The sequence below is a fragment of the Aeromonas sp. R5-3 genome (genome assembly GCF_040908225.1).
Lineage (GTDB): Bacteria > Pseudomonadota > Gammaproteobacteria > Enterobacterales > Aeromonadaceae > Aeromonas > Aeromonas dhakensis.
In genome coordinates, this window is the sequence record NZ_JBFODH010000008.1 from 30,469 (window position 1) to 53,743 (window position 23,275).

Sequence of the window (23,275 nt, forward strand, 5' to 3'; positions counted from 1 at the left end):
GTTGTTTGAGTTTTGCCAGCGGGCCACATAGAATGTGGCCCCTTTTCTTTTGACCATCTGGCAACTCCCATGAGCGCTTCCATCTATCTCGTCAAAGGCCGCGAAAAATCCCTGCTGCGTCGCCACCCCTGGATCTTCTCCAAGGGGATCGAGCGGGTTCAGGGCAACCCCATTGACGGCGATACCGTCGAGATCTTCACCCATGACGGCAAATGGCTCGCCCGTGGCGCCTGGTCCGGCAGCTCCCAGATCCGCGCCCGGGTCTGGACCTTCGACAAGGATGAGACCGTCGATCTCGACTTCTTCATCCGTCGCCTGAAATACGCCCAGGAGTCCCGTGACGGGCTCATCAAGCGTCAGGGCCTCACCGGCTATCGCCTCTGCGCTGCCGAGTCCGACGGCCTGCCGGGCTTGACCATCGACCGCTACGCCGATTTTTTGGTGTGCCAGATCCTCTCCGCCGGCGCCGAGTTCCAGCGTGAACTGATCACCCAGGCGCTGCGCACCCTCTACCCCGAGTGCAGCATCTATGAGCGCTCCGACGTGGCGGTGCGCAAGAAGGAAGGGCTGAAAGAGCGCACTGGCGTCATCCATGGTGAGACCCCGAACGAGCCGGTGGTGATCGAGGAAAACGGCGGCGTCAAGATCCTGGTGGACATTCGCAACGGCCACAAGACCGGCTTCTATCTGGATCAGCGTGACAACCGCCAGGCCGCCGCCAAGTACACCGAAGGCAAACGGGTGCTCAACTGCTTCTGCTACACCGGTGGTTTTGGCGTTTATGCCCTCAAGGGCGGCGCCAAGGAGGTGGTCAACGTGGATCTCTCCCAGAATGCGCTGGACATCGCCCGCCAGAACGCCGAGCTGAACGGTCTCGATACCAGCAACACCCAGTTTGTCCGTCACGACGTGTTCAAGCTGTTGCGCGAATACCGCGAGAAGGGCGAGAAGTTCGACGTCATCGTGCTGGATCCGCCCAAGTTTGCCGAGAGCAAGGCCCAGCTGCTGGGCGCCTGCCGCGGCTACAAGGACATCAACATGCTGGCCTTCCAGCTGCTGGCGCCGGGTGGCGTGCTGCTGACCTACTCCTGCTCCGGCCTGATGGAGCATAGCCTGTTCCAGAAGATCGTCGCCGACGCAGCGCTCGATGCCGGCCGCGACGCCCAGATCCTGGAGCTCTTGTCCCAGGCATCCGATCACCCCATAGGTACCGCCTATCCGGAAGGCTTCTACCTCAAAGGGCTGGTGGTGCGCGCCCGCTAAGCCGTACAGACCCGAGTTAACCCCTCTCTTGGCCTCGGCTCCAGATCCGGGCCGTGGTCCGGCAAGCCATCAAAAAGCCCGCTATTGTAGCGGGCTTTTTATATGCGCCGCCGAAGAGATTGCTCCTTTGCTTCTCCTCCAGCGGCGATGGGTACCCCCATCTCTCCTCTTCGACTGACTACAGCCATCCTCACTCCGGGGCTGCCGCATCGCTAATCCGGTATCCGTGCCTTTCTTACTCCAGACATGGCATCCATAGCCCGCCAACAGAGACATGCCCGGCATTTGTCTTATGCAAAATCATGAAAAAATACGCATCAACATTAAAAATATCTCGGGGAGATATCGGCAATAAATGCATGCTCACTCACCTGAATGAATATTGCTGTTTTCCCCTGTGGTTGGTCACACCCTGCCTCTCCCGGCTCGTCAAAGCACCAGGTCGGCAGGAATGCATCATCCCATTCAATCACGCGCCGGCGCCCCCAGCGGGAAATAGTGCCGAAATGGCCTTGCCTCCTCCACTACCCGCACGATGGAGGGATGGCTGAGCAGGCGGGCGCGATAGGCACGCAGGCGGCCATAGCCAGCGGGGATCTCGTGGGCCCAGTCGGCGTAGAAGAGCGAAGGGGCGGCGGCGCAATCGGCCAGCGTGAAGTCTGCGCCGGCAATCCAGTGGCGTCCTTCCAGCCGCTGATCGAGCCAGAGGTAGATCTGATCGAGCAGCTCGCGGGCCTCCACTACGCCATAGCGGTCACGATCAGCGGCCGGGCGCAGCATATCCAGCACCACTTTTTGCATCGGCGTCATCACATAGTTGTCGAACACGCGATCCAGCATATGCACTTCCAAGCCCGCATCACCAGGCGGGATCAGGCAGATGGGGCCCAGGTGGTGCGCCTGCAGATGGGCGACTATGGTGCTGCTCTCGAGGATGCAGCGACCGTCATCCAGCAGCACCGGGAAGCGCTTGAGCGGCCAGAGAGCGGCAAGCTCGGTGTTGGCCGCCAGCTCTTCCAGATTCCGGTAGTCAAACGGGGTGGCATTCTCGTAGAGGGCGATCAGCACCTTCTGGCTGTAGGACGAGAAAGGATGGGCATAGAGTTTCATCGGGATGCTCCTGGCACGCGGATGGATGACTCACCTAGTCTAGATCCCTTCTCCACTTCCGATGCCGCGCTCATCCCTTGCTGGTTTTTGGATGATAAGTGCGCATTCATGACGACAATCACACCCGTATGGCTCTCTTTTAGGTAGGGTGATCCCGCCTGTGGCCGCCAAGCCAGGGCAGTCGACTCATTGATGAGCGGCACCACAACAAAAATTGATGTCAGGCCAAGCTGAACATCATCAAGGATCCCGTCATGAATCAATCATTGCCGCTGTTGACGCCGCTGCGGGGCATCGCTGCCCTGATGGTGGTGCTGTTCCACGCCCGCTTGCTGCTCTTTCCCCAGTGGATGGAGTCGATCGCCGGCCACACCCAACTCATCGAGAACGGCTACCTCTGGGTCGATCTCTTCTTCATTTTGAGCGGACTGGTGCTGGCCCATGTCTACGGGGAGGCGTTTGCCCGCACGCCCCGCACCATAAGTTATGGCCGCTTCCTCTGGCTGCGGCTGACCCGGGTATATCCCCTCTACCTGGTGACCCTGCTGCTGCTGCTGGGGTGGGAGCTCTACAAGGCCCGCCATGGAATTGGCTTCTACGCCGGCCCCCTGTTCAAGATGTGGGAGTGGGAGGGGATGCCTCCTTTCGGCTCACCCTTTACCCCGGCCGAGGCGCTGCCAAGCAGCCTGTTGCTGCTGCAGGTGGTGACCGACCAAGGGTTGACCTGGAACTTCGCCGCCTGGTCGCTGAGCGTGGAGTGGATTAGCTATCTGCTGTTTCCGCTGCTCATTCCCCTCGCCGTCACCCGCAGCCGCTGGAGCAACCTCGCCCCCTTGCTGGCCCTGACGGTGCTGGCCTTTATCGTGCACAGCCGGGGCACCCTGGATGTCACCAGCGGGGCACTGGCCATCGGGCGCGGGGTGAGTGAATTCGTGCTCGGCCTCTGGCTGCTGCCGAAGGTCAAGGCTGCCCGCCAGTGGCCCATGATGCAGCAAGATCTGCCGCTACTGATCGCCTTTCTGCTCCCCTTCGCGCTGATGCAGTTCACCATGACGCCGCAGCTGACCCTGCTGCTGATCAGCGCCTACGTGTTGCTGATCTGGATTGCCGCCTGCCAGGGCGATCGCCAGAGCCCGCTGCTGCGCCTGCTGGATAACCGCGTCACCAACTGGCTGGGGGATCTCTCCTACTCCATCTACCTGCTGCATGCCCTGGTGCTGCTCACCGGCTGCGAGCTTGTCCACTATCTGGCGCCGGGGCTCACCGAGTGGTGGTATGCCCAGACCAACCCCTTGCTAGGTGTGTTGGCCACGTTGTTGATGCTGGCGGTGCTGATCGGGCTCTCGGCGCTGAGCTACACCCTGCTGGAGCGGCCGCTGCAACGGCGCCTGCGCCGGCTCGGCAAGACTCGCCAGCCGGTGATGGAGCAAGCCGGCTAAGTTCCCCACCAAAGATGGCCCCGATGGCAGCATGGCTTGCCTTCGGGGCTACATTGGGGAGAGCCTTGTCAGCGACATGGCGAGGGCGGCCCCCTTCCTCTAAAGCCGCCAATTCCCTGCGCTTTGTGTGAATTCCAGTTCGAACCAGAGCGGCCATTTGTGGCATAATGGCCCGTCCTGTGGCCCTTGGCGGGGCTGCGCCGGCGCATCTGTCGCCTCTCCTCCCCCGTCCTGCCAGGCTGTCTTGCACGGCTGCCTGACATCGCTGCGCTCACAGCCAGCCTGGGCCACCCGAATTTCGCGCGCATACGCGCACATTTGACGGCTATACAGAGCCGCTGCACTTATTTGTACACGCAAGTTTGCACACACAAGGGGAAAGTATGTCTTCCATTCGTCTGACCCAATACAGCCACGGCGCTGGCTGCGGCTGCAAAATCTCTCCCAAGGTGCTCGACACCATTCTCAAGAGCCAGATCCCGGGCTTTGACGACCCGACCCTGGTGGTTGGCAACAGCAGCAAGGATGACGCGGCCGTGGTCGATATCGGCAACGGTCAGGGTATCGTCTCCACCACCGACTTCTTCATGCCCATCGTCGATGATCCCTTCACCTTCGGCCGCATCGCCGCCACCAACGCCATCAGCGACATCTACGCCATGGGCGGCAAACCCATCGTCGCCATCGCCATCCTCGGCTGGCCCATCAACACCCTGCCGGCCGAAGTAGCCCAGCAGGTGATCGACGGCGGCCGTCAGGTGTGTCACGAAGCAGGGATTTCTCTGGCCGGCGGCCACAGCATCGATGCCCCCGAGCCCATCTTCGGCCTCGCGGTGACAGGCATCGTGCCGCTCAACGCCATCAAGCAGAACGACACCGCCAAGGTGGGTGACACCCTCTATCTGACCAAGCCGCTTGGCATCGGCATCCTCACCACCGCCCAGAAAAAGGGCAAACTCAAGCCCGAGCACGAGCAGCTGGCCCCCAACGCCATGTGCACCCTCAACAAGATCGGCCAGCGCTTTGCCGAACTGCCCGGCGTGCACGCCATGACCGACGTGACCGGCTTTGGTCTGGCCGGCCATCTGCTGGAGATGTGCGAAGGTTCTGGCGTCAGTGCCCGCCTGGACTTCAAGGCGCTGCCACTGCTGGACGAGGTGGATTACTACCTGAGTGAGGGCTGCGTACCGGGCGGTACCCTGCGCAACTTCGACTCCTATGGCGCCAAGCTGGACGCCATGGACGATCGCACCCGCAACATCCTGTGCGACCCGCAGACCAGCGGCGGCCTGCTGGTAGCCGTCGGTAAAGAAAGTGAAGCCGAGCTCCTCGCCATTGCCGCACAGGCAGGGCTGACCCTCTCCCCCATCGGCCAGCTGCAGGCCCAAACCGGCAACCAGTTCATCGAGGTTGTCCAATGAGTGCTCTGCCACTGGCCACGGATTACGCCCGGATTTTTCTGGATGACGTTCCGCTCATCGACCTGCGCGCCCCCATCGAGTTCAAGGAGGGGGCCTTCCCCTGCTCGACCAATCTGCCGTTGATGACAGATGATGAGCGGGCCCAGGTCGGTACCTGCTTCAAGCAGCAGGGTCAGGCGGCCGCCATCGCGCTGGGTCATCAACTGGTCGGTGGCGCGGTGCGGGCCGAACGCCTCGAAGGCTGGCTGGCCCAGCTGCGCCGGCAGCCGGATGCCGTGCTCTATTGCTTTCGAGGCGGTCTGCGCTCGCAAACGGTGCAGCAGTGGCTGCATGAGGCGGGAGTCACCCGCCCGCGGGTAGCCGGTGGCTACAAGGATCTGCGTCGCTTCCTCATCGACACGCTCGACGGGGCGGCAGCAGAGTGCCACTGGAGCGTGCTGACGGGCATGACCGGCTCCGGCAAGACCCACATGCTGGCCAAGGTTGCCCAGGCGCTGGATCTGGAGGGGCACGCCCACCACAGGGGGTCGTCGTTTGGTCAGCTGCCCGGCGGCCAGCCCAGCAACATCAACTTTGAAAACAACCTAGCCATCGAGCTGCTCAAGCGTCGCCATCAGGGGGAGCAGCGTTTCGTGGTGGAAGACGAGAGCCGCCTCATCGGCCGCTGCTGCCTGCCCAATTCGCTGTTTGACACCATGAGCCAGGCCCCGCTGGTGGTGGTCGAGGTGCCGCAAGAGGAGCGCGCCGAGCAGATCCGCCAGGACTATGTACACGATCTCTGGCTGCGTTATGAGGAGCGTTTCGGCGCCGAAGAGGGCTGGCCGCTGTTTGCCGCCTACCTCACCGATGCCCTGGCCAGACTCAAGCGCCGGCTCGGTGATCAAGCCCATCGCGAGCTGGATCAGTTGATGCAAGTGGCCCTCGAAGAGCAAGGCCGCAGTGGCCACACCGAACTGCACCTGGCCTGGATCACCCTGCTGTTGACCCGCTACTACGACCCCATGTATCTCTACCAGCTTGGCAACAAGCGCCAGCGCGTCATCTTCCAGGGTGACAAGCAGGCCTGCCTCGACTTCTTTGCCCAGCAGCGCGCCTGAATCAGCGGCCCATCAAGAGGACCCCATATGTTGAAATTCGAGGTGATCCCGGTCACCCAGTTTGCCCAGAACTGCTCCCTCATCTGGTGCGACGAGACCCATCAGGCCGCCCTCATCGATCCGGGCGGAGAGGCGGACAAGCTGCTGGCCGCCATCGCCAAACGGGGGCTGACCCTCACCCACATTCTGCTGACCCACGGTCATCTGGATCACGTGGGCGCCGCCGCCGAGCTGCGCGACAGAACCGGCGTCACCATCACAGGCCCCCACAGGGAAGATGCCTTCTGGCTCGACATGCTGCCCCAGCAGAGCCAGATGTTCGGCTTTGCCCATACTCCGGCCTTTACACCGGATAGCTGGCTCGAACAGGGTGACAAGGTGCAGGTTGGCAAGAGCGAGCTGGAGGTTTATTTCTGCCCGGGTCACACTCCGGGTCATATCGTGCTGCTCAGCCAGGCCGAGCGGCTCGCCTGGGTGGGCGATGTGCTGTTTGCCGGCAGCATAGGTCGGACCGACTTCCCGCGCGGGGATCACGGGACGCTGATCAAGTCGATCACCGAGACTCTGCTGCAGCTGGGGGACGACATCGTCTTCATTCCGGGGCACGGCCCCAGCTCGACGTTCGGCCGCGAGAAGGCAAGCAATCCCTACCTGATGCAACCTATCTGGTGATCTCCCGCTCCTCGCGGGTGTCCCACTGGCTCTTGAGACGCAAGATCTCCGGCATGATCTCGAGAAAACGTGCGAGCAGCCGGGGATCGAAATGCTGGCCAGCACCGTCACGCAGCGTGGCCAGCACCTGCTCCAGCGGCCAGGGCTCCTTGTAAGGGCGACGCACGCTCAGGGCATCAAACACATCGGCGATGGCCACGATCCGCGACGCCTCGGGGATCCCTTCGCCGGTCTCCCCTGCGGGGTAACCCGAGCCATCCCACTTCTCATGGTGATGCAGGGCTATCTCCGCCGCCATCCGAAAGATGGGGGCGTCTGAGCGGCTCAAGATCTCGTAGCCGATGCGCGGGTGGGTGCGCATGATGACCCACTCCTCTTCGGTGAGAGGACCGGGCTTCTTGAGGATGTGATCGGGGATCCCAATCTTGCCCATGTCGTGCATGGGGGCCGCCAGCTCCAGCAGCTCCGACTGCTCCGGACTCCAGCCCGCCGCACTGGCCAGCGCACGGGCGTAGGCGGCCATGCGCCAGATATGTACCCCGGTGTCGGTGTCGTTGTAGTGACCCGCTTCGCTCAGCATCACGATGGCGGTGCGGTAGCTGTGCTCGAGCTGATCGAGGCGCACCAGAGAGAGGTGGTTGCGCACCCGGGCACGTACCGTGCTCGGGCAGACCGGCTTGTAGATATAATCCACTCCGCCCGCCTCGAACCCCTGGCTCTCGCTGTCTGCGTTGTCGCTCGCCGTGATAAACAGCACCGGGATCCCGGCGTGGGCCGGATCGGCCTTGAGCCGGCGGCACACCTCGTAGCCATCCATGTCAGGCATACGCACGTCAAGCAGGATCAGGGCGGGCTCGTGGCGCGCCACGGCGGCCAGCCCCTCCTCGCCTCCCTTGGCGAAGAAGAGGCTGTACTCCTCCTTGAGGATTTGTCGCAGCAGCCCGAGGTTGCTCGGCTCGTCGTCGATGATCAGCACACGCGGTCGGTTCATGATCCAGGTGCCTCCCGATTCTCCAGATAATCCTCCAGCTTGCAGGTGGCAAGCTGGATGTCGAACAGCTCCAGGGCCGCACTGATCTCGCTCACCAGCTCAGCGGGCAAGTAGCTCTTGGCCTGGCCCAGTGCAGGCTCGATCAGCTCCAGATCCTCGCTCATGAGGGCCTGACGCAGGGCGTGCAGGCACACCTCCTGCGCCTCCCCCTGCGCCAGCGGGGAGCTGACGGCACCTGGCTCGCGCCCGGCATAGAGGTCGATAGCCTGCTGCGCCCGCTCCAGCGCCTCGAGCAAGGGGGCGATGAGCTGACTGGTGTCTCCCCCCTGTTCGATGGCCTCGTTCAATTCCGCACTGATGCGCGCCACATCGGTGAGCGACAGGCTGCCCGCCACCCCCTTGAGCTTGTGGGTCAGGCTCGCGGCAGCGTCCGTCTCGTGCTGGGCGATGTAACCCGGCAGCACGGTACCGACCGTCATGTAGTCATCGCGAAAACGCCGCAGGTATTTGAGATAAACCGACGCCTCGCCCCAGTTGCGCAGGCCGGTATCGATGTCGATGCCGGCCACCGGCTCCTGGGCTGGCGGCGCGTCGCTGACCGTGAGCGGCGCCACACTGTCGGGCAGGTAGCGCAGCAGGGTGGCGATGAGCTGCTCCACGTCGAGCGGCTTGGCGATAAAGTCGTTCATGCCAGAGGCCAGCGCTGCCTCGCGCTGATCCTTGAACACCCCGGCGGTGAGAGCCAGCACGGGGATATCCTCCCGTCCCGGCAGTTGGCGCAGACGACGGGTCGCCTCGTAGCCATCCATCACCGGCATCTGCACGTCCATGAGCACCAGATCGATGCGCTGCGCCGAGTCGGCAAGGCAGGCCAGAGCCCGCTCCCCGTCGATGGCGGTGATCACCACGGCCCCCTCCCGCTGCAGCAAGCGGGTTGCCACCTCCAGGTTGATGTCGCTGTCATCTACCAGCAGTATGTGCACGTCCGGCAGACGCTGATGGCGCTGACCGCTTTCCAGCGGCTCCACATGTTCGCGCTTCTCGTGAATGAGGCGCGCCACCGCATTGTAGAGACTGGAGCCGGTGACCGGCTTGTGTAGCACCAGATCCACCTGCTCCGAGCCGGGGCGGCGCATCAACTCTTCTTGGGAATAGGCAGTCGCCATGATGATGATCGGCGAGCGATCCTGCTGCTCGAAGGCACGGCGAATGGCCACGCAGGTCTCGAGCCCGTCCATGCCCGGCATCATCCAGTCGAGCAGGATCACGTCGAAACGCTCCCCCTGGCGCAGCAGATGGTGCAAGGCCTGCTCGCCCGATTCCACCACCCGTGACTGCCAGCCGAGGGAGCCCACCGTCATCGACAGGGTATCCCGGGTCACCTGGTTGTCGTCGGCGATAAGCAGCGAAACGTGCTGTAGGCGCTCGTGGAAGACCTCGGGTCGCTCTACCTGAGCCAACCGGACACGGAACCAGAATTCGCTCCCCTTGCCCAGTTCGCTAGTGACACCAATGTCGCCCCCCATCAGGCTGACCAGACGGCGGCTGATGGTCAGGCCAAGTCCGGTTCCGCCAAACCGGCGGCTGGTGGAGGAGTCGGCCTGGGAGAAGGCATTGAAGATGTTGGCCTGCTGCTCGGGCGGAATGCCGATCCCGGTGTCGCGCACCCGAAACAGCAAGGTGGCGGTGCCATCTTGCTCAGCCTCCAGCTCGACCTTGACCTCCACCTCCCCGCGCTCGGTGAACTTGATGGCGTTGCCGGTCAGGTTGAGCAACACCTGTTCGAGGCGCAAGGCATCCCCAATCAGGTGAGTGGCTCGCTCGGGGGCACTGCTCACCACCAGTTCGAGGTGTTTTTCGCCCACGCAGGTGGACATGATGGCCGCCACGTGATCGAGTACCTCTTCCAGACTGAATGGCACCTGCTCGAGCTCGAGCCGGCCCGACTCAATCTTGGAGAAATCGAGGATGTCGTTGATGATCCCGAGCAGTGCCTGCCCGGCCTGGTGGATCTTGCGCACCAGGGCCCGCTGACCATCGTCGAGCCCTCCCTGCTCGAGCAGGTAGGTCAGCCCCATGATGGCGTTCATGGGGGTACGGATCTCGTGGCTCATGTTGGCGATGAAATCCCCTTTGACCCGCGCGAGCCTGGCCGCCTCCTGCTGTGCCAACTGCTCCCGATACCGACTGTGCACCAGCGAGGCCACCCCGGCACCAAACAGCAGCAGCAAGGTGGCGCAGCTGGCCGAGATAAGCCCCCAGATGTGAGTGCGAATGGCCAGCAGCTCGCTGCGTGGCACCATGGAAGCGGCTTTCCAGATCAGCTGATCGTGATTGAGTGCCGGGTACAGGGTGGTCCAGCTCCACAGCCCGTCGGCCAGCTCAACCTGGCCGCTCGAGGCGCCCCAGAATGCCTGCCAGGCCCGGGGAGAAGATTGCTTCAAGGTGAGGTCCGGGCGCTCGAGCATGAACCCCCACTCTTGTGCCGGATCCGGGCTGCGCAGCCAATAACCGTCCTGATTGAGCAGCATGGTGTGATCGGCGGCCTTGCCACTGCTGTTGGTGAACTCCTTGAGCATGCGAGCGGCTTGCACGTTGATAAGCAGCAAGCCCAGATCGCGGCCCCCCAGACGCATGCGCTTGGCGATGCGGATCATGGGATTGAAGGGGCGATCGATCACCCCGTGTTCGACGTTGAGATCGAGCGGCGAGACGTAAACCCGCTCCCAGGGCAGCGCCATGGCATCGCGAAAGTAGTAACGCTCCCCTTTGTTTTGCAGCTGGTCGTCGGCCACACGCTGCAGATGCTGACCCTGACGATCGATACGCACCCGCTCCATGCCGTCCGGCGCCAACCAGCGCACCTGGGCATAGTCGGGATTGCGGTTCATCAGAACGGTAAACTGGGCAGCCATGGTGTCACGCTCGCCGCGGCTCGCCGCCTCGAGCAGAATGGGCTCTTCCGACATGCTGCGCACATGCCGCAACGGCACCGCCAGCTCGTCATCGAGACGACTGCTGGCGAGCGCCAGGAAGGTGCTCTCATCACTGCGAACACGATAGAGCTCGCGCTCGACCAGTGCGTCCCCCAGCAGGTATCCCCCCACCAGGACCAGCACCAAAATGGGTGAGAACAGCAGGAAATATCCCCGTATGATTCCCTTCATGACGGTCAACACCACCCCGTGATTGGACTTGTTCGAATACTTTATATATGTCAGAGCACCACAATTGGTGTCCTGCTGTCAATCATGCCTACAAGTAAAGACTAACAGCACTAGTTGAGTATTTTATTTTTATCGGGAAAAATGCCGTAAAAACAAAGAGGCCACCCGATTGGGTGGCCTCTTCACAGGAACGTTCGTGGTCGATTAGACGCGAACGAAGTCCAGGTGCAGCAGCTTGTAACGTACCGGGTGACGCTGGATAGCTTTCACTTTTACGTTAACTTCTTCGCCGTTGATAACCAGAGTCAGTACGGACTCATAGAACTCCGGCTTTTCTTGGGCCAGGATGAATTTCTTGTGGTCAACGGTGATGGACACGGCTTCTTTGCCTGCACCGTAAACGATGGCAGGAACTTGGTCAGCGTGACGCAGGCGGCGGCTCGCACCTTTCCCCAGGTCAGAACGGACTTCAGCTTGGAATACGAAAGACATAGTATGTATCTCTTTTAGATGAATTTATGGTGCAGACTGCGACCGGTCGGCACCTCGCAAAACGAGCGCGAATACTATCACGGCCCCCGAGCAGTGACAAGAGACCTCAGCGTCCCTGTTCCAATCTGGCAAAACGCTGCAATCGCTGGGCCGGACTCAGGGCATCGAAACGGGCCAGCGTCTGCGGCGCCGGGCAGTAGAGGGTATCTCCCGCCTTCACCTTGATGCCCTGACCCATCAGCGCCTGGTTGTCATCGACGATGGCCAGCAAATAGCTGTAGGTATCCCCCGCCACCCCGGTCACGGTCCCGTTCTGGGCCAGCATGGCAGCGATGCGCCAGAGGGTCTCTCCTGCGGCGACCTGATGACAGACCCGTTTGCCGCCAGCCGCCGGCGCCGCCAGCGTCAGCGTGCTGCTGACAGGCACCATCATCCCCTGACCATCACCCTGCGATGACACAAATTGCGCCAACCGGGTAGCAGGCGCCTGCCAGCTGGCCTGCTGCGACAAGGCGGCCAGCAGGGGTTCCCCTTGCTCACTTGCTTTCGGCTGGCCCGGTGATGGTGGCACAGCAAACTCCGCCATGAAGGGCACGGCCAGGGTCGCCACCTCTTGTGTCGGATGAGGCTGATAGGCCGCCGGGGTAATGGGTGCCAGCCCGTAGGCCGCTTCGTCGATGCGCCGCAATCTTGCCAGATAAGCTTTGGAAAGCTCGGCCTCCCCCTCGAACAGATCGAAGGGGGGCACCAGCCGGGCTGGAAACAACACCTGCCAGCGTCCCTTCTTCTTCTTGCGCTCGAGGGTGGGAAATTGATTACCCCGCCAGGCCACGAACATGGCGGGCGGGGTGCGATGCAGCGGGTAGTACTCCGGGTTCAACTGTACCCAGGTTTGCTCGGCAATGGGCTGATAGCCACTGATGTTGACCATCGCCATCCCTAACCAGAATCCAAGCATCCTTGCTCCTCCGTCAGCGTCCAGGCTGCCGGTAGCGCACCCGCGGCCTTTCTCCTCAGCAGATTAGCACTGGGCGATGGCGTTTAGCACCCGTTTATCGGAGACCGGATAGGGGGTCCCCAGATTCTGGGCAAAGAACGACACCCGCAGCTCCTCGATCATCCAGCGGATGTTGGCCACCTCGGTGGGCACCAGCTGGGATTTGGGGATCTTGGCCAGCAGCGCCTTGTATTCCGACTCCACGCTGTGCACCTTGAGCATGTAGACCCGATCCCGGTTGGGGTCGATGGCCAGCTTCTCCAGGCGCCGCTCGATGGCGCGCAGATAGCGCAAGAGATCCGGCAGCCGCTGCCAGCCGGTCTCGGTCACGAACCCCTTGTGAATGAGGTTGCCGAGCTGCTGCTGGATGTCGGACATGGCAAAGGCGGTGTCGAGCTGCATCTTTCCCTTGAGCCGCTTCTTGATCTCATGGGACAGCGTCAGCACGGCTTCCACCTGTTTGGCTACCTCCACTACGGCGTCGTTGAGCTCGGCGCGGACATACTCCTTGAGCGCCTCGAAACCGGCCTCGTCCCAGGCCATGCCGCCGTGCTGCTCGATGAGCTTGTCGCAGCCGCAGGCGATACAGTCATCGATAAGCTCCGCCACCTTGCCAAACGGATTGAAGTAGAGCCCCAGCTTGGCCTTGTTGGGCAGCTTCTCCTGCAGGTACTTGATGGGAGATGGCACGTTGAGCAGCACCAGCCGGCGCTGACCGGCCCACATCAGCTGCTGTTGTACCACCGGGCTCTCCACCAGCTGGATGGCGACCGAATCCTTCTGATCCACTAACGCCGGATAGGCCTTCACCTCGAAGCCGCCACGTTTCTGGCTGTACTCTTGGGGCAGCTCACCAAAGCTCCACAGGGTGAGGCCGGACTGCTCGATATCGTCGTCCGCCACTTGCGACAAGGTCTCCTGCACCTTGCCGCGCAGGGACTCTTTCAATGCCTCCAGGTCTTTGCCTTCCGCCACCTTCTTGTGCTTGTCGTCCACTACCCGGAAGGTGAGTTTCAGGTGATCGGGCACCGCAGCCCAGTCCCAGGATTCGCGGGGCACGGCCACACCGGTCATGCGCCGCAGCTGGCGCTCCATCTCGTCCAGCAGCGGCCCCTGCTCGGGGTTGATGCTGGCGAGCAGCGCATCGGCATAGTTGGGGGCTGGTACGAAGTTCTTGCGCATCGGCTTTGGCATCGACTTGATAAGGGCCACCAAGAGCTCGTGACGCAACCCCGGGATCAACCACTCGAACCCTTTCACCTCCACCTGATTCAGGAGCGGCAGCGGGATGTGCAGGGTCACGCCATCGGCGGCCTCCCCCGGTTCGAACTGGTAAGTCAATTTGAGCTTGAGGCGCTCCTGCTGCCAGAAGTTGGGATAGTCGAGATCGCTGATGTGGGCCGCATCCCCCTTCATCAACATCTCTTTTTCGAAGTTGAGCAGCTCGGGATCCTGCTTCTGCGCCTCCTTCCACCACTTGTCGAAGTGACGGGCAGAGATAATTTCTTCCGGCAGGCGGGCATCGTAGAAGCGGAACAGATCTTCATCATCCACCAGGATGTCACGACGACGGGATTTGTGCTCCAGCGCCTCCACCTCGGCCAAAAGCTTGCGGTTATCGCTGAAGAAACGGTGGCGGGTCTCGAAATCCCCCTCCACCAGGGCACGGCGGATAAACAGCTCGCGACACAGGGCCGGGTCGATACGGCTGAAGTTGATGGTGCGCTCGTTGACCAGGGTCAGGCCATAAAGCGTCACCTTCTCCTTGGCCATGACGGCACCGTTTTTCTTCGACCAGTGAGGGTCGCTGTGGTGCAGCTTGATGAGGTGGCCCGCCAGCGGCTCCACCCACTCGGGTTCAATCTTGGCGTTGATACGGGCGTAGAGGCGCGAGGTCTCCACCAGCTCGGCGGCCATCACCCACTTGGGCGGCTTCTTGAACAGACCCGAGGCCGGGAACAGATGGAAACGGCCATTGCGGGCGCCAAGAAACTCCGGCTTTTCCAGATCCTTGTTGCCGATGTGGCTCAAGAGGCCGGTCAGCAGCGCGCAGTGCACCGTCTTGAAATCCGCCGGTTCATGGTTGGCTTTAAAACCAAGCTCCTTGACCGTCTGGCGCAGCTGGAAGTGAATGTCCTGCCACTCGCGCACCCGCAGGTAGGAGAGAAACTCCTTCTGGCACATGCGCCGAAACGGGTTGCTGCCCAGGGTATCTTGCTGCTCTTTCAGGTAATTCCACAAATTGACGAAGGCGAGGAAGTCGGAATCCTTGTCCTCAAAGCGTCGGTGCTGCTCGTCGGCGGCCTGCTTCTTCTCCATGGGCCGCTCGCGGGGGTCCTGAATGCTGAGGGCTGAGGTGATAACCATCACCTCGCTCAAACAGCCGGTTTGCGCGGCGCTGATCACCATCTTCGCCAGGCGCGGATCAAGGGGGATGCGCGAGAGCTGGCGACCGGTCTCGGTCAGCTGCAGCTTGGCTTCGCGATCGCCGGTGGCAGGCAGCTCTTTGACCGCCTCCAGCTCTTTCAAGAGGGTCAGGCCGTCCTTGATATGGCGCGATTCCGGCGGCTCCACGAAGGGGAACGCCTCCATGTTGCCAAGGCCGAGCGCCAGCATCTGCAAGATGACGGAAGCCAGGTTGGTGCGCAGGATCTCGGGGTCGGTAAAGGCCGGACGGCCGTTGAAATCCTCTTCGGAGTAGAGGCGAATACAGATACCGTCCGCCACCCGGCCGCAGCGACCTTTACGCTGGTTGGCGCTGGCCTGGGAGACCGGCTCAATGGGCAGGCGCTGCACCTTGGTACGCCAGGAGTAGCGGCTGATACGGGCCGTGCCAGGATCGATCACGTAACGAATGCCCGGCACCGTCAGCGAGGTCTCCGCCACGTTGGTGGCCAGCACGATGCGCCGCCCGGCGTGGGGCTGGAACACCTTGTTCTGCTCGGCGTTGGAGAGGCGGGCGTAGAGCGGCAGCACCTCGGTGTCGCGCAGGTTGAGCTTGCGCAGGGCATCGGCGGTATCGCGGATCTCGCGCTCGCCGTTCATGAAGATGAGGATGTCCCCCAGCCCTTCGCGGGCCAGCTCTTCGACTGCATCGAAGATCCCCTGCAGCTCGTCGCGCTCCTCCAGCCCCTCGCTCTTGTCACTGCTTTTTTTATCAACAAACAGTGGGCGGTAGCGCACCTCCACCGGGTAGGTGCGGCCGGAGACCTCGATCACCGGCGCCTTGTTGAAATGGCGTGAGAAACGTTGCGGGTCTATGGTGGCCGAGGTGATGATCACCTTCAGATCGGGGCGCCTCGGCAGCAGCTGCTTCAAGTAACCCAGGATGAAGTCGATGTTGAGGCTGCGCTCGTGGGCCTCATCGATGATGATGGTGTCGTACTGGGTGAGCATCCGGTCGTTCTGGATCTCCGCCAGCAGGATACCGTCGGTCATCAGCTTGATGTGGGTCTGCTCGCTCACCTGATCGGTAAAACGCACCTTGTAGCCTACGTAGTGACCGAGCTCGGACTCCATCTCTTCGGCAATACGGGCCGCCACGGTACGGGCCGCCAGACGGCGCGGCTGGGTGTGGCCTATAAAGCCTTTCACCCCGCGCCCCAGCGCCAGGCAGATCTTGGGGATCTGGGTGGTTTTGCCCGAGCCGGTTTCCCCGGCGATGATCACCACCTGATGTTCGTTGATCGCCTTGGCGATCTCCGCCTGCTTCTGGCTGACCGGCAGATTGTCCGGATAGGTGACCCTGGGCACACCGGCCAGACGGGATTGATAGCGCGCCTCGGCCACATCCAGATCGGCAGCGATGGTCTCGAGTACGGCGGCCTGCTTGGCTTCCGGCAGCTTCTTGGCCCCGTGCAGACGGCTGGAGAGACGGCGGGCGTCGAGGTTCATGCAGGCAGATAGACGGCGGCGCAGCGCCTCGATAGAGAGAGACAAGGTACGAATTCCTTAAAAGAGTGCCCATCAAGGGCCATATCGATAGCTGGGGGAGATCCTAAAGAGCGAGGCTGGACGGTGCAAGCCTTAAAGCGGCGCCGAGGAGGATGAAGCCTGTATCATAATAGCTGGCATCGGCATTCCCCATGCGGCAATAAAAGAGCAGGCATGGTGCCTGCTCTGTGCTGCCAACGTGCTGACGAGGTGAAAACAGCGTGTCCTCAGGCACGAGCCTTGTGTACGAAACAGCTCCCCAGCTGGGCGTGGATGGCCTGCATCACATCGTGGCGGCTGATGACCCCGAGCAGATGCCCCTCCTCCACGACCGGATAGATCTTGGGCTTTTGTCCCATCATCATCTCGGCCAGCTCGAGGATGCTGGTATCGGGGCCGACGGCCAGCACCTCCTTGCGCATCACATCCCTGACCTGGGCTACCTGTTCACAGTGATAGGCCTCTTTCAACATGACGGCGATACAGTCCTGCTCGGAGACCCAACCCACCAGGTGGCCCCGTTCGTCCACCACGGGGCCGCCAAGCTGGCGACTGTTGAGAAACTTTTCCACTGCCGCCTGCACCATCATCTCCGCGCTGAAGGTGATGGGACGAGTCTGCATGTAATCCTTTGCCTTGAGTGATTCCATCGTGCGTTCCCCCAACCTGCCTCCCGGGCGGGAGGCGCGAGCCGGGCACTATGTCCGGCTCACTCCAAGCATAGCTCGCATGGATCAGGAGATGGATTGCAGCAACAACAGCAGCTCGTTCTGGCTGTGGCAGTCGGTCTTCTTGAACACCCCTTTCAGGGTCGAGCGCACGGTTTCCACCTTGACGCCGCGTAGCTCGGCGATGTCGTTGCTGCTGTAACCCTTGCTCATCAGCACCAGCAGCTCTTTCTCGCCGATGGTGAGCGGATAGAGGCTGGCCAGCGCTTCGATGTCGGGGTTGAAGGAGTGTTCGGGATCCCGCAGCACCACCTCCACATACCGCTCGAAGCGATTGAGACCGCTCATCAGGGTACACTGGATCAGCAACGGCCGCAGATTGGGCTGACGAGGAATGGACATATAGGCGCTGGCGCCGGGCAGCAGATAGGCGAAGCCATTCAATATCTCTTTGAACTGGCGTTGCTGCTCCTTATTTTGCAGCGAGAAAATACCATTGCCCGCTCGCAGTTCCACGTTCTCGTCGGCAATACGATTGAAGGCCACGTTGGAATAATGGATATGCCCTTTGTCATCGACGATGGCGCTGGGTTTATTATGGTTTTTTACCAGCTGTTGCAGCTGATAGTTCTGGGTTTCCAGGGCCAGTAGGTTCCAATAATGTTGGCTCCAGGCCGCCAAGCCAGAATAAACTTCGCCAAGGGAAGAAATTTCCTGCGCACTGAAATCATCCTGCGTCGCCGCACGATAGGTAGACAGGCTGCTCAGCCCCCGCCCCTTCACCCGGCAGACACCGCCGGCCGCAAACTGGGCGCCGAAACTGGCCAGCAAACCCGCCGAATTGGAGAGGCTGTTGGCACTGACGATCCCCTGGCAGCCCTTGTCCAGATAGTGATTGAACCACACATCCTGGCGATGGTGCTGGACATAGAACTGCTGCTGGGCTTCGGTCAAACCACTGGAAAAAAGCTTGATGCCGTCGCTCTTGTCATCATCCCGCAACAAGAACAGCGACGAGCTGCCTGACACGTCGGAGCGGAACTGATCCACCACCAACTTAATGTCAGAATCATTAATACCGCACTCATATAACTGGCTTATATAGGGCGATACCCTTTCTTTTACTAATGCCTTCACACCCGAACTCCTAATTTCTTATTTTTATTGAAGTGGCATCTTACTCTGCAATGAGAAACGCGAAAAGTAGTCAAATGAACAAAGGTTTTATAACTGATCCATAAATAGTAATGATGAAACGACATAAGAGCGCTCGAAAGCGAAAATCTTAAATCCAAGTTAATGTTTTTTATGATTTTTGTCGCTGATGTTGTGCTTGTCTGTGGCAAACAACAGGCTCCGCCGACGCGACAATGTTGCAACAAAGCAGCCCTCTCGTGCCATTTGCTGCGACAAGTTGCCCAGGGGTGCCAATCAACGCGACTATGTCACTCCACAGACCTGGTTATTTTGGGCCGCTCCACGCCTAAGCGCCTGCCACCTCTCGCCCTCGGCCATGCTGGCACCCTGCCCGACAGCTCCCTGCTCCCCTGATCATTTCTCAAATCCAACCGACTCCCTTTGCCGCCAACCTCATCGCTTACTCGCTGTCGTCGCCGCTCAAGGTGTTTCATTTTGGTTAATTTTGTGTTTAATTCACTCCTGAAATACTTAATGTATATACAAATGACGACCCAACACACGGACTGACACCCACCGCAAGGAGCAGATATGGAATCGGACAACCTACTGTCAACCCCCATGAAGCCAGGCGCAGGCATCAAGCTGCTGCTGACCAGCCTGCTTGGCATCGCCATCTTCTTTATTCCGGTCGAGCTGGGGGGGCGCAGCACCATAGTGGTGGATCATCTGGCCGGCCTGGTGATGACCCAACGCCCCCTGGCGACCGGCCTCATCCTGCTGCTGATTGGATATGGTGCCGTGATGCCCTTGCTCGACGGCCGCTGGCGTGCACGCCCCATCGACAGGATATTGAGCCTGTTCAAGCTGCTGGGCCTGGGAGTGGCCTTGATCTATGTCACCGGGATCGGGCCGACCTGGTTGATGACCCCGGATCGACTGCCTTTTCTGTTCGACAAGCTGGCCATGTCGGTGGGCCTCATCGTGCCCATCGGCGCCATGGCCCTCACCTTTTTGCTCGGCTTCGGTCTGCTGGAGCTTATCGGCGTATTGATGCAGCCCGTGATGCGCCCCCTCTGGCGCACGCCAGGCCACTCCGCCATTGATGCCGTGGCCTCGTTCGTCGGCAGCTACTCGGTGGGTCTGCTCATTACCAACCGGGTTTTCCTGACAGGCAAGTACACGGTGCGCGAAGCCGTCATCATCGCCACCGGCTTCTCTACCGTGTCGGCCGCCTTCATGATCATCGTGGCCAAGACCCTTGGCCTGATGGCGCAGTGGAATTTCTACTTCTGGTCCACCCTGATCATCACCTTCATCATCACCGCCATCCTGGCGCGCGTGCCTCCCATCGCCACCATGGCTCATGAAGGCGACACCGACGAACCCTTGCCTGCCGGCCAACGCCGCTGGCAAGCGGCCATGGCTGCCGGGCTCACCCAATCCAGCCAGGCCGAACCCTTGCTGAGCCAACTGCGGGACAACCTCAGGGACGGTCTTCACATGGCTGCCGCCGTGGTGCCGACCATACTGTCGGTCGGTTTGCTGGGCCTGCTGCTGGCCCAGCACACCCCCCTGTTCGATCTGATAGGCTGGCTGCTCTGGCCGCTCACCTGGCTGCTCGATCTGGGAGAGCCGCTGGCTACCGCCAAAGCGCTCTCGGCCGGTCTGGCGGAGATGTTCCTGCCGGCCATCCTGCTCAAGGATGCAGATTTGCTGGTGCGCTATGTCGCGGCCGTGGTCTCGGTCAGCTCGGTGCTCTTTTTCTCGGCCTCCATCCCCTGCATCCTAGCCACCCGGATCCCGGTGAGTGTGGGACAACTGGTGGTGATCTGGCTGCTGCGTACCCTGCTTGGCATTGTGCTGGCTGCGCTTTGCGGTCGCCTTGCCATTGCACTCGGCTGGCTGGCGTGAAGACTCGAAGAGGATCGCGCATCAGCACGTTGGCTGAAACACTAAACAGGGAGGCAAGCCTCCCTGTTTATTTAATTTATCGACCCCCTCTCCAACACTGAAAATAATACATGGCCAGCCCATTCACGATCATCAAATTGATACCGTCTGAGCATCACCAATAATGAACAACAATGGGTCAGGCACATGATGGCCGCTTGAAAAATTTATAAACAATAGAAATCCATTTAAAAAAATATGGCGAGCGTGACCAAGGCAAGTCTTGAATCAGGCCTGTCATGTCGCCCGCGAGCTCACGGTGACAGCTACGTCAGCCCCGCAGCAGGCCTCAATGCAGCCGTCTTTTAGGTTGACGAACCAACCTGACAGCAGAACAGCAGTACCCCATTTTTATTTTTACAGGCAATATTTGGTAACAACTTCCTCATTATCATTCCCCCATGGCTGTGATACTACAGTTGACTGCCGATCTCTTATTTTTGGTGACACAGATTAAATATGGATATTGTCATGACACATCATCGCCATGCATTTTTCGACAGGGTCGACAGGCAACCGCAATTCATGCGGTCAGGAGGGTCCCATGCTGCCCACTAGACCCGCAGTCGAGACTCATCTCGGTGCCTTGCTCCTCATGGTCTTCGTCATCGTGTTGATGGGTCAGTTTGGCCACCAGCTATGGACGCCAGACGAACCTCGCGAAGCCGCCATCGCCTGGGAGATGTTCAACAGCCGTGAGCTGGCTATCCCGACCCTGGCCGGCAGCAGCTTTATCGAAAAACCCCCGCTCTATTACATTCTGGCCATCCCCTTGCTGGCCCTGCTGCACGATACCCTGGATATCACGGTGACGTTGCGCCTGGTGGGGGCCCTCTGGGCCCTGGGCACACTGCTGTTCACCGGCCTGCTGGCCAAGCGGGTATTGGGTTCAGGCACTGCGGCGCTCTGGTCGGTCATTGCACTGGGAACCATGGAGGGCTTCATCATGAACAGCCACTGGATCCGGGTAGACACCAGCCTCGCCTTTTTCGTCGCCTTCACCATGTGGGCATTCGCCGAATGGTACCTGGGTGGTCGTTCACGGATGCTCTGGTGCGCAGGGCTCGGTCTCTCCCTCTGTTTTCTGGTCAAGGGGCCCATCGGCCCCATCACCCTCTTCTTTGGCTGGCTGGCACTGTTCATCCCGGCATTCAGGCGTCATCTTGCCGCTAATGAGGGAGGCCGTTTCGTGATGCAGCACCTCGGCATGAGCCTGCTGTTCGTCATGCCCATTGCAGGATGGCTGCTGACCCTGTGGCAGCATCCCGAGGGAGACGCACTCTGGCAACAGTGGTTCTGGCAAAATCAGGTGGGCAGGTTGACAGGCAGCTCTGCCGAACTGGGCCACATCAAGTCCGGCGAATACTTCTTCTACCTTGTAGGAATCGCAGAATACACCCTGCCCTGGCTGCCCCTCGTGCTCTATTGGGGCTGGCAAACCATCAGGCAGAAACAGTGGAGCGTCTCCCGCCTGTTCCTGCTCATCTGGACAGTGGGCACTCTGCTGCTGCTCAGCGTGGCCTCCACCAAGCGGACCCTCTACCTCTTTCCGCTGATGCCGGTCTTTGCCCTGATGATCGGGCAACTGAGCCTCAGCTGGCCTCGCTGGCTGAATGGCTATGGCCGTGGCTGGACCCTGTTCATGTTCCTGTTCGCTCTGGCCCTGCTCATGGCCCCTTTCTACCTGCCGCTGTTGCCGGTGGAGATCCCCGACCAGACCCTTTCCGTCATCAGCACCCTCGGCTGGCGTCATGTGCTGGCGGCGGTATTGCTTATTTTCGCGGCTGAACAGTTGTGGCGCTGGCGTGAAATTGAGGGGGCCACCCTGCTGGCCAGCGCATCCGGCATCATGTTCTTGCTGGCATTTACCCTGGCCTACCCCGCCATTGATGCCGCCAAAGCGATGAAAAACGATACAGAGCGTTTCTTGCAGAAGATCCCCATCGAGCAGCGCGCCCGGATTGCCGGCTGGAACTTTGGTGAAACCGAGCGGGGACTCTTTTCGGTGTACGGCGACTGGCAGATCAAAAACGTCGACACGGCGCGGCTTCATGACATCTTGACTTGCCGTGACCCCATCTTCACCAGCCTGCTCATCAATCAGGACGACAAGAACTTCCAGCTGGCCAGCTTGCTGGCCGGGCATACCTACCGGTTGCTGGCCACGGGGCACCCCAGAGTGGACAGAGATGCCCGCGCCATCTACTGGGTCAAGGGGCGCTGCGACCATTGATGAATTGCACGGAGATAGACCCCATCGGAGAAAGGCCATTGAGATAGACGCTGGCTCAAGGTGGCCAGTCAATTTGCCAACGCCGGTTGAACAGCCTGCTCCTGCATCACCAGATCAGGCCGCATAAAGTAAAGAAGCCAGGACTGTCCCACTCCTGGCTTCTTTGCTTTTTACGCGCTTACCCGTGCTCAACACCTGTCAACATGACACGCCTGCACATTATTCCCTTGCCAATGTCCTTCAGATAAGAGTCACAGCCGAAAACCCGGCCATGATTGCTTGCCCGGGCTATCAACATGACCGGCTTTTTAATGAAGAGCTCCCACCGCCATCAATTCGATTCAACCAGGTGCCCTCGGTTCACGCTATAGACATTGAGTATTCAAAAGAGTCGTGATCAGATGGCCTGCGATAAGGCGCAGACTCTTCCCCCCCGCTCATCCATGACCGGGCTGAGACAAGGCGCCGGTTCGACGCTCAACTATCATCTATGTCTCCACGATTTGATCATACTGACAGGCAGCCATCGATGACGCGCATGTCTGCATGTCGGCGCTCTCGTGTGCAAGGGTGTCTCAGGTGGCTCAAGTAGAAATTGTCGCATGAAAGCTGATCTTCAATCGTCATTGCCGATGAATGCCAGAGTTTTAACCTTATGTTCAGTAACGCTATTTCAGAGTTAGATTGATCTTAGGAACGAAG

The 23,275-nt window shown here is 60.5% G+C and carries 15 protein-coding genes; 7 read left to right on the plus strand and 8 right to left on the minus strand.

Features of this window, described 5'->3' with window-relative positions:
• The first annotated feature begins 69 nt into the window (after positions 1-69).
• Complete coding sequence (locus tag AB5Y95_RS03070) at positions 70-1,263, plus strand: class I SAM-dependent methyltransferase (protein ID WP_024941770.1); 1,194 nt, start codon at positions 70-72, stop codon at positions 1,261-1,263.
• A gap of 465 nt (positions 1,264-1,728) precedes the next feature.
• Here AB5Y95_RS03070 and AB5Y95_RS03075 read toward each other — a convergent pair whose 3' ends face one another.
• Positions 1,729-2,373, minus strand: a complete 645-nt coding sequence (locus tag AB5Y95_RS03075; RefSeq protein ID WP_368159480.1) for a glutathione S-transferase family protein — start codon at positions 2,371-2,373, stop codon at positions 1,729-1,731.
• Between the two features lie 254 nt (positions 2,374-2,627).
• On the opposite strand from AB5Y95_RS03075, the gene AB5Y95_RS03080 reads away from it, so the two are divergent.
• The 4 genes from AB5Y95_RS03080 (at position 2,628) to AB5Y95_RS03095 (ending at position 7,002) form a co-directional block, all read left to right on the plus strand.
• Complete coding sequence (locus tag AB5Y95_RS03080; RefSeq protein WP_368159481.1) at positions 2,628-3,812, plus strand: acyltransferase family protein; 1,185 nt, start codon at positions 2,628-2,630, stop codon at positions 3,810-3,812.
• A 383-nt stretch (positions 3,813-4,195) separates the two neighbouring features.
• Complete coding sequence (gene selD, locus AB5Y95_RS03085) at positions 4,196-5,233, plus strand: selenide, water dikinase SelD (RefSeq protein WP_010633959.1); 1,038 nt, start codon at positions 4,196-4,198, stop codon at positions 5,231-5,233.
• Positions 5,230-6,330, plus strand: coding sequence for a tRNA 2-selenouridine(34) synthase MnmH (gene mnmH / locus AB5Y95_RS03090; RefSeq protein WP_368159482.1), 1,101 nt, complete (start codon positions 5,230-5,232; stop codon positions 6,328-6,330). The genes selD and mnmH overlap by 4 nt, the downstream gene beginning before the upstream one ends.
• Before the next feature lie 27 nt (positions 6,331-6,357).
• Complete coding sequence (locus tag AB5Y95_RS03095) at positions 6,358-7,002, plus strand: MBL fold metallo-hydrolase (RefSeq protein ID WP_368159483.1); 645 nt, start codon at positions 6,358-6,360, stop codon at positions 7,000-7,002.
• Here AB5Y95_RS03095 and AB5Y95_RS03100 read toward each other — a convergent pair.
• The 7 genes from AB5Y95_RS03100 to AB5Y95_RS03130 form a co-directional block, all read right to left on the minus strand.
• Positions 6,992-7,993, minus strand: a complete 1,002-nt coding sequence (locus AB5Y95_RS03100) for an HD domain-containing phosphohydrolase (protein WP_010633956.1) — start codon at positions 7,991-7,993, stop codon at positions 6,992-6,994. The genes AB5Y95_RS03095 and AB5Y95_RS03100 overlap by 11 nt on opposite strands.
• Positions 7,990-11,160: a response regulator gene (locus AB5Y95_RS03105; protein WP_368159484.1), complete on the minus strand. Its 3,171-nt coding sequence runs from the start codon at positions 11,158-11,160 to the stop codon at positions 7,990-7,992. The genes AB5Y95_RS03100 and AB5Y95_RS03105 overlap by 4 nt, the downstream gene beginning before the upstream one ends.
• A 204-nt stretch (positions 11,161-11,364) precedes the next feature.
• The gene (rplY, locus tag AB5Y95_RS03110; RefSeq protein ID WP_005301003.1) at positions 11,365-11,652 is read right to left on the minus strand and encodes a 50S ribosomal protein L25; all 288 of its coding nucleotides are present in this window, start codon (positions 11,650-11,652) and stop codon (positions 11,365-11,367) included.
• 106 nt (positions 11,653-11,758) lie between these two features.
• Positions 11,759-12,610, minus strand: a complete 852-nt coding sequence (locus AB5Y95_RS03115) for a hypothetical protein (protein WP_368159485.1) — start codon at positions 12,608-12,610, stop codon at positions 11,759-11,761.
• Between the two features lie 63 nt (positions 12,611-12,673).
• Positions 12,674-16,588, minus strand: a complete 3,915-nt coding sequence (hrpA, locus tag AB5Y95_RS03120) for an ATP-dependent RNA helicase HrpA (RefSeq protein WP_368159486.1) — start codon at positions 16,586-16,588, stop codon at positions 12,674-12,676.
• Positions 16,589-16,809: 221 nt separating this feature from the next.
• A complete protein-coding gene (locus tag AB5Y95_RS03125; protein ID WP_368159487.1) occupies positions 16,810-17,232 on the minus strand; it encodes a CBS domain-containing protein in 423 nt (140 codons plus the stop codon).
• 84 nt (positions 17,233-17,316) lie between these two features.
• A complete protein-coding gene (locus AB5Y95_RS03130) occupies positions 17,317-18,387 on the minus strand; it encodes a transcriptional regulator (RefSeq protein WP_005301015.1) in 1,071 nt (356 codons plus the stop codon).
• A 591-nt stretch (positions 18,388-18,978) separates the two neighbouring features.
• Between AB5Y95_RS03130 and AB5Y95_RS03135 the strand changes: the two genes are divergently transcribed.
• Entirely contained in the window at positions 18,979-20,301 is a 1,323-nt protein-coding gene (locus AB5Y95_RS03135; RefSeq protein WP_368159488.1) for a YjiH family protein, read from the plus strand.
• Between the two features lie 583 nt (positions 20,302-20,884).
• Complete coding sequence (locus AB5Y95_RS03140) at positions 20,885-22,573, plus strand: phospholipid carrier-dependent glycosyltransferase (RefSeq protein WP_362847750.1); 1,689 nt, start codon at positions 20,885-20,887, stop codon at positions 22,571-22,573.
• Positions 22,574-23,275 lie beyond the last annotated feature (702 nt).

Coding starts and splice junctions, on each gene's coding strand:
- AB5Y95_RS03070 (WP_024941770.1), top strand. CDS start 70: ATGAGCGCTTCCATCTATCTCGTCAAAGGCCGCGAAAAATCCCTGCTG.
- AB5Y95_RS03075 (WP_368159480.1), bottom strand. CDS start 2,373: ATGAAACTCTATGCCCATCCTTTCTCGTCCTACAGCCAGAAGGTGCTG.
- AB5Y95_RS03080 (WP_368159481.1), top strand. CDS start 2,628: ATGAATCAATCATTGCCGCTGTTGACGCCGCTGCGGGGCATCGCTGCC.
- selD (WP_010633959.1), top strand. CDS start 4,196: ATGTCTTCCATTCGTCTGACCCAATACAGCCACGGCGCTGGCTGCGGC.
- mnmH (WP_368159482.1), top strand. CDS start 5,230: ATGAGTGCTCTGCCACTGGCCACGGATTACGCCCGGATTTTTCTGGAT.
- AB5Y95_RS03095 (WP_368159483.1), top strand. CDS start 6,358: ATGTTGAAATTCGAGGTGATCCCGGTCACCCAGTTTGCCCAGAACTGC.
- AB5Y95_RS03100 (WP_010633956.1), bottom strand. CDS start 7,993: ATGAACCGACCGCGTGTGCTGATCATCGACGACGAGCCGAGCAACCTC.
- AB5Y95_RS03105 (WP_368159484.1), bottom strand. CDS start 11,160: ATGAAGGGAATCATACGGGGATATTTCCTGCTGTTCTCACCCATTTTG.
- rplY (WP_005301003.1), bottom strand. CDS start 11,652: ATGTCTTTCGTATTCCAAGCTGAAGTCCGTTCTGACCTGGGGAAAGGT.
- AB5Y95_RS03115 (WP_368159485.1), bottom strand. CDS start 12,610: ATGCTTGGATTCTGGTTAGGGATGGCGATGGTCAACATCAGTGGCTAT.
- AB5Y95_RS03125 (WP_368159487.1), bottom strand. CDS start 17,232: ATGGAATCACTCAAGGCAAAGGATTACATGCAGACTCGTCCCATCACC.
- AB5Y95_RS03135 (WP_368159488.1), top strand. CDS start 18,979: ATGGAATCGGACAACCTACTGTCAACCCCCATGAAGCCAGGCGCAGGC.
- AB5Y95_RS03140 (WP_362847750.1), top strand. CDS start 20,885: ATGCTGCCCACTAGACCCGCAGTCGAGACTCATCTCGGTGCCTTGCTC.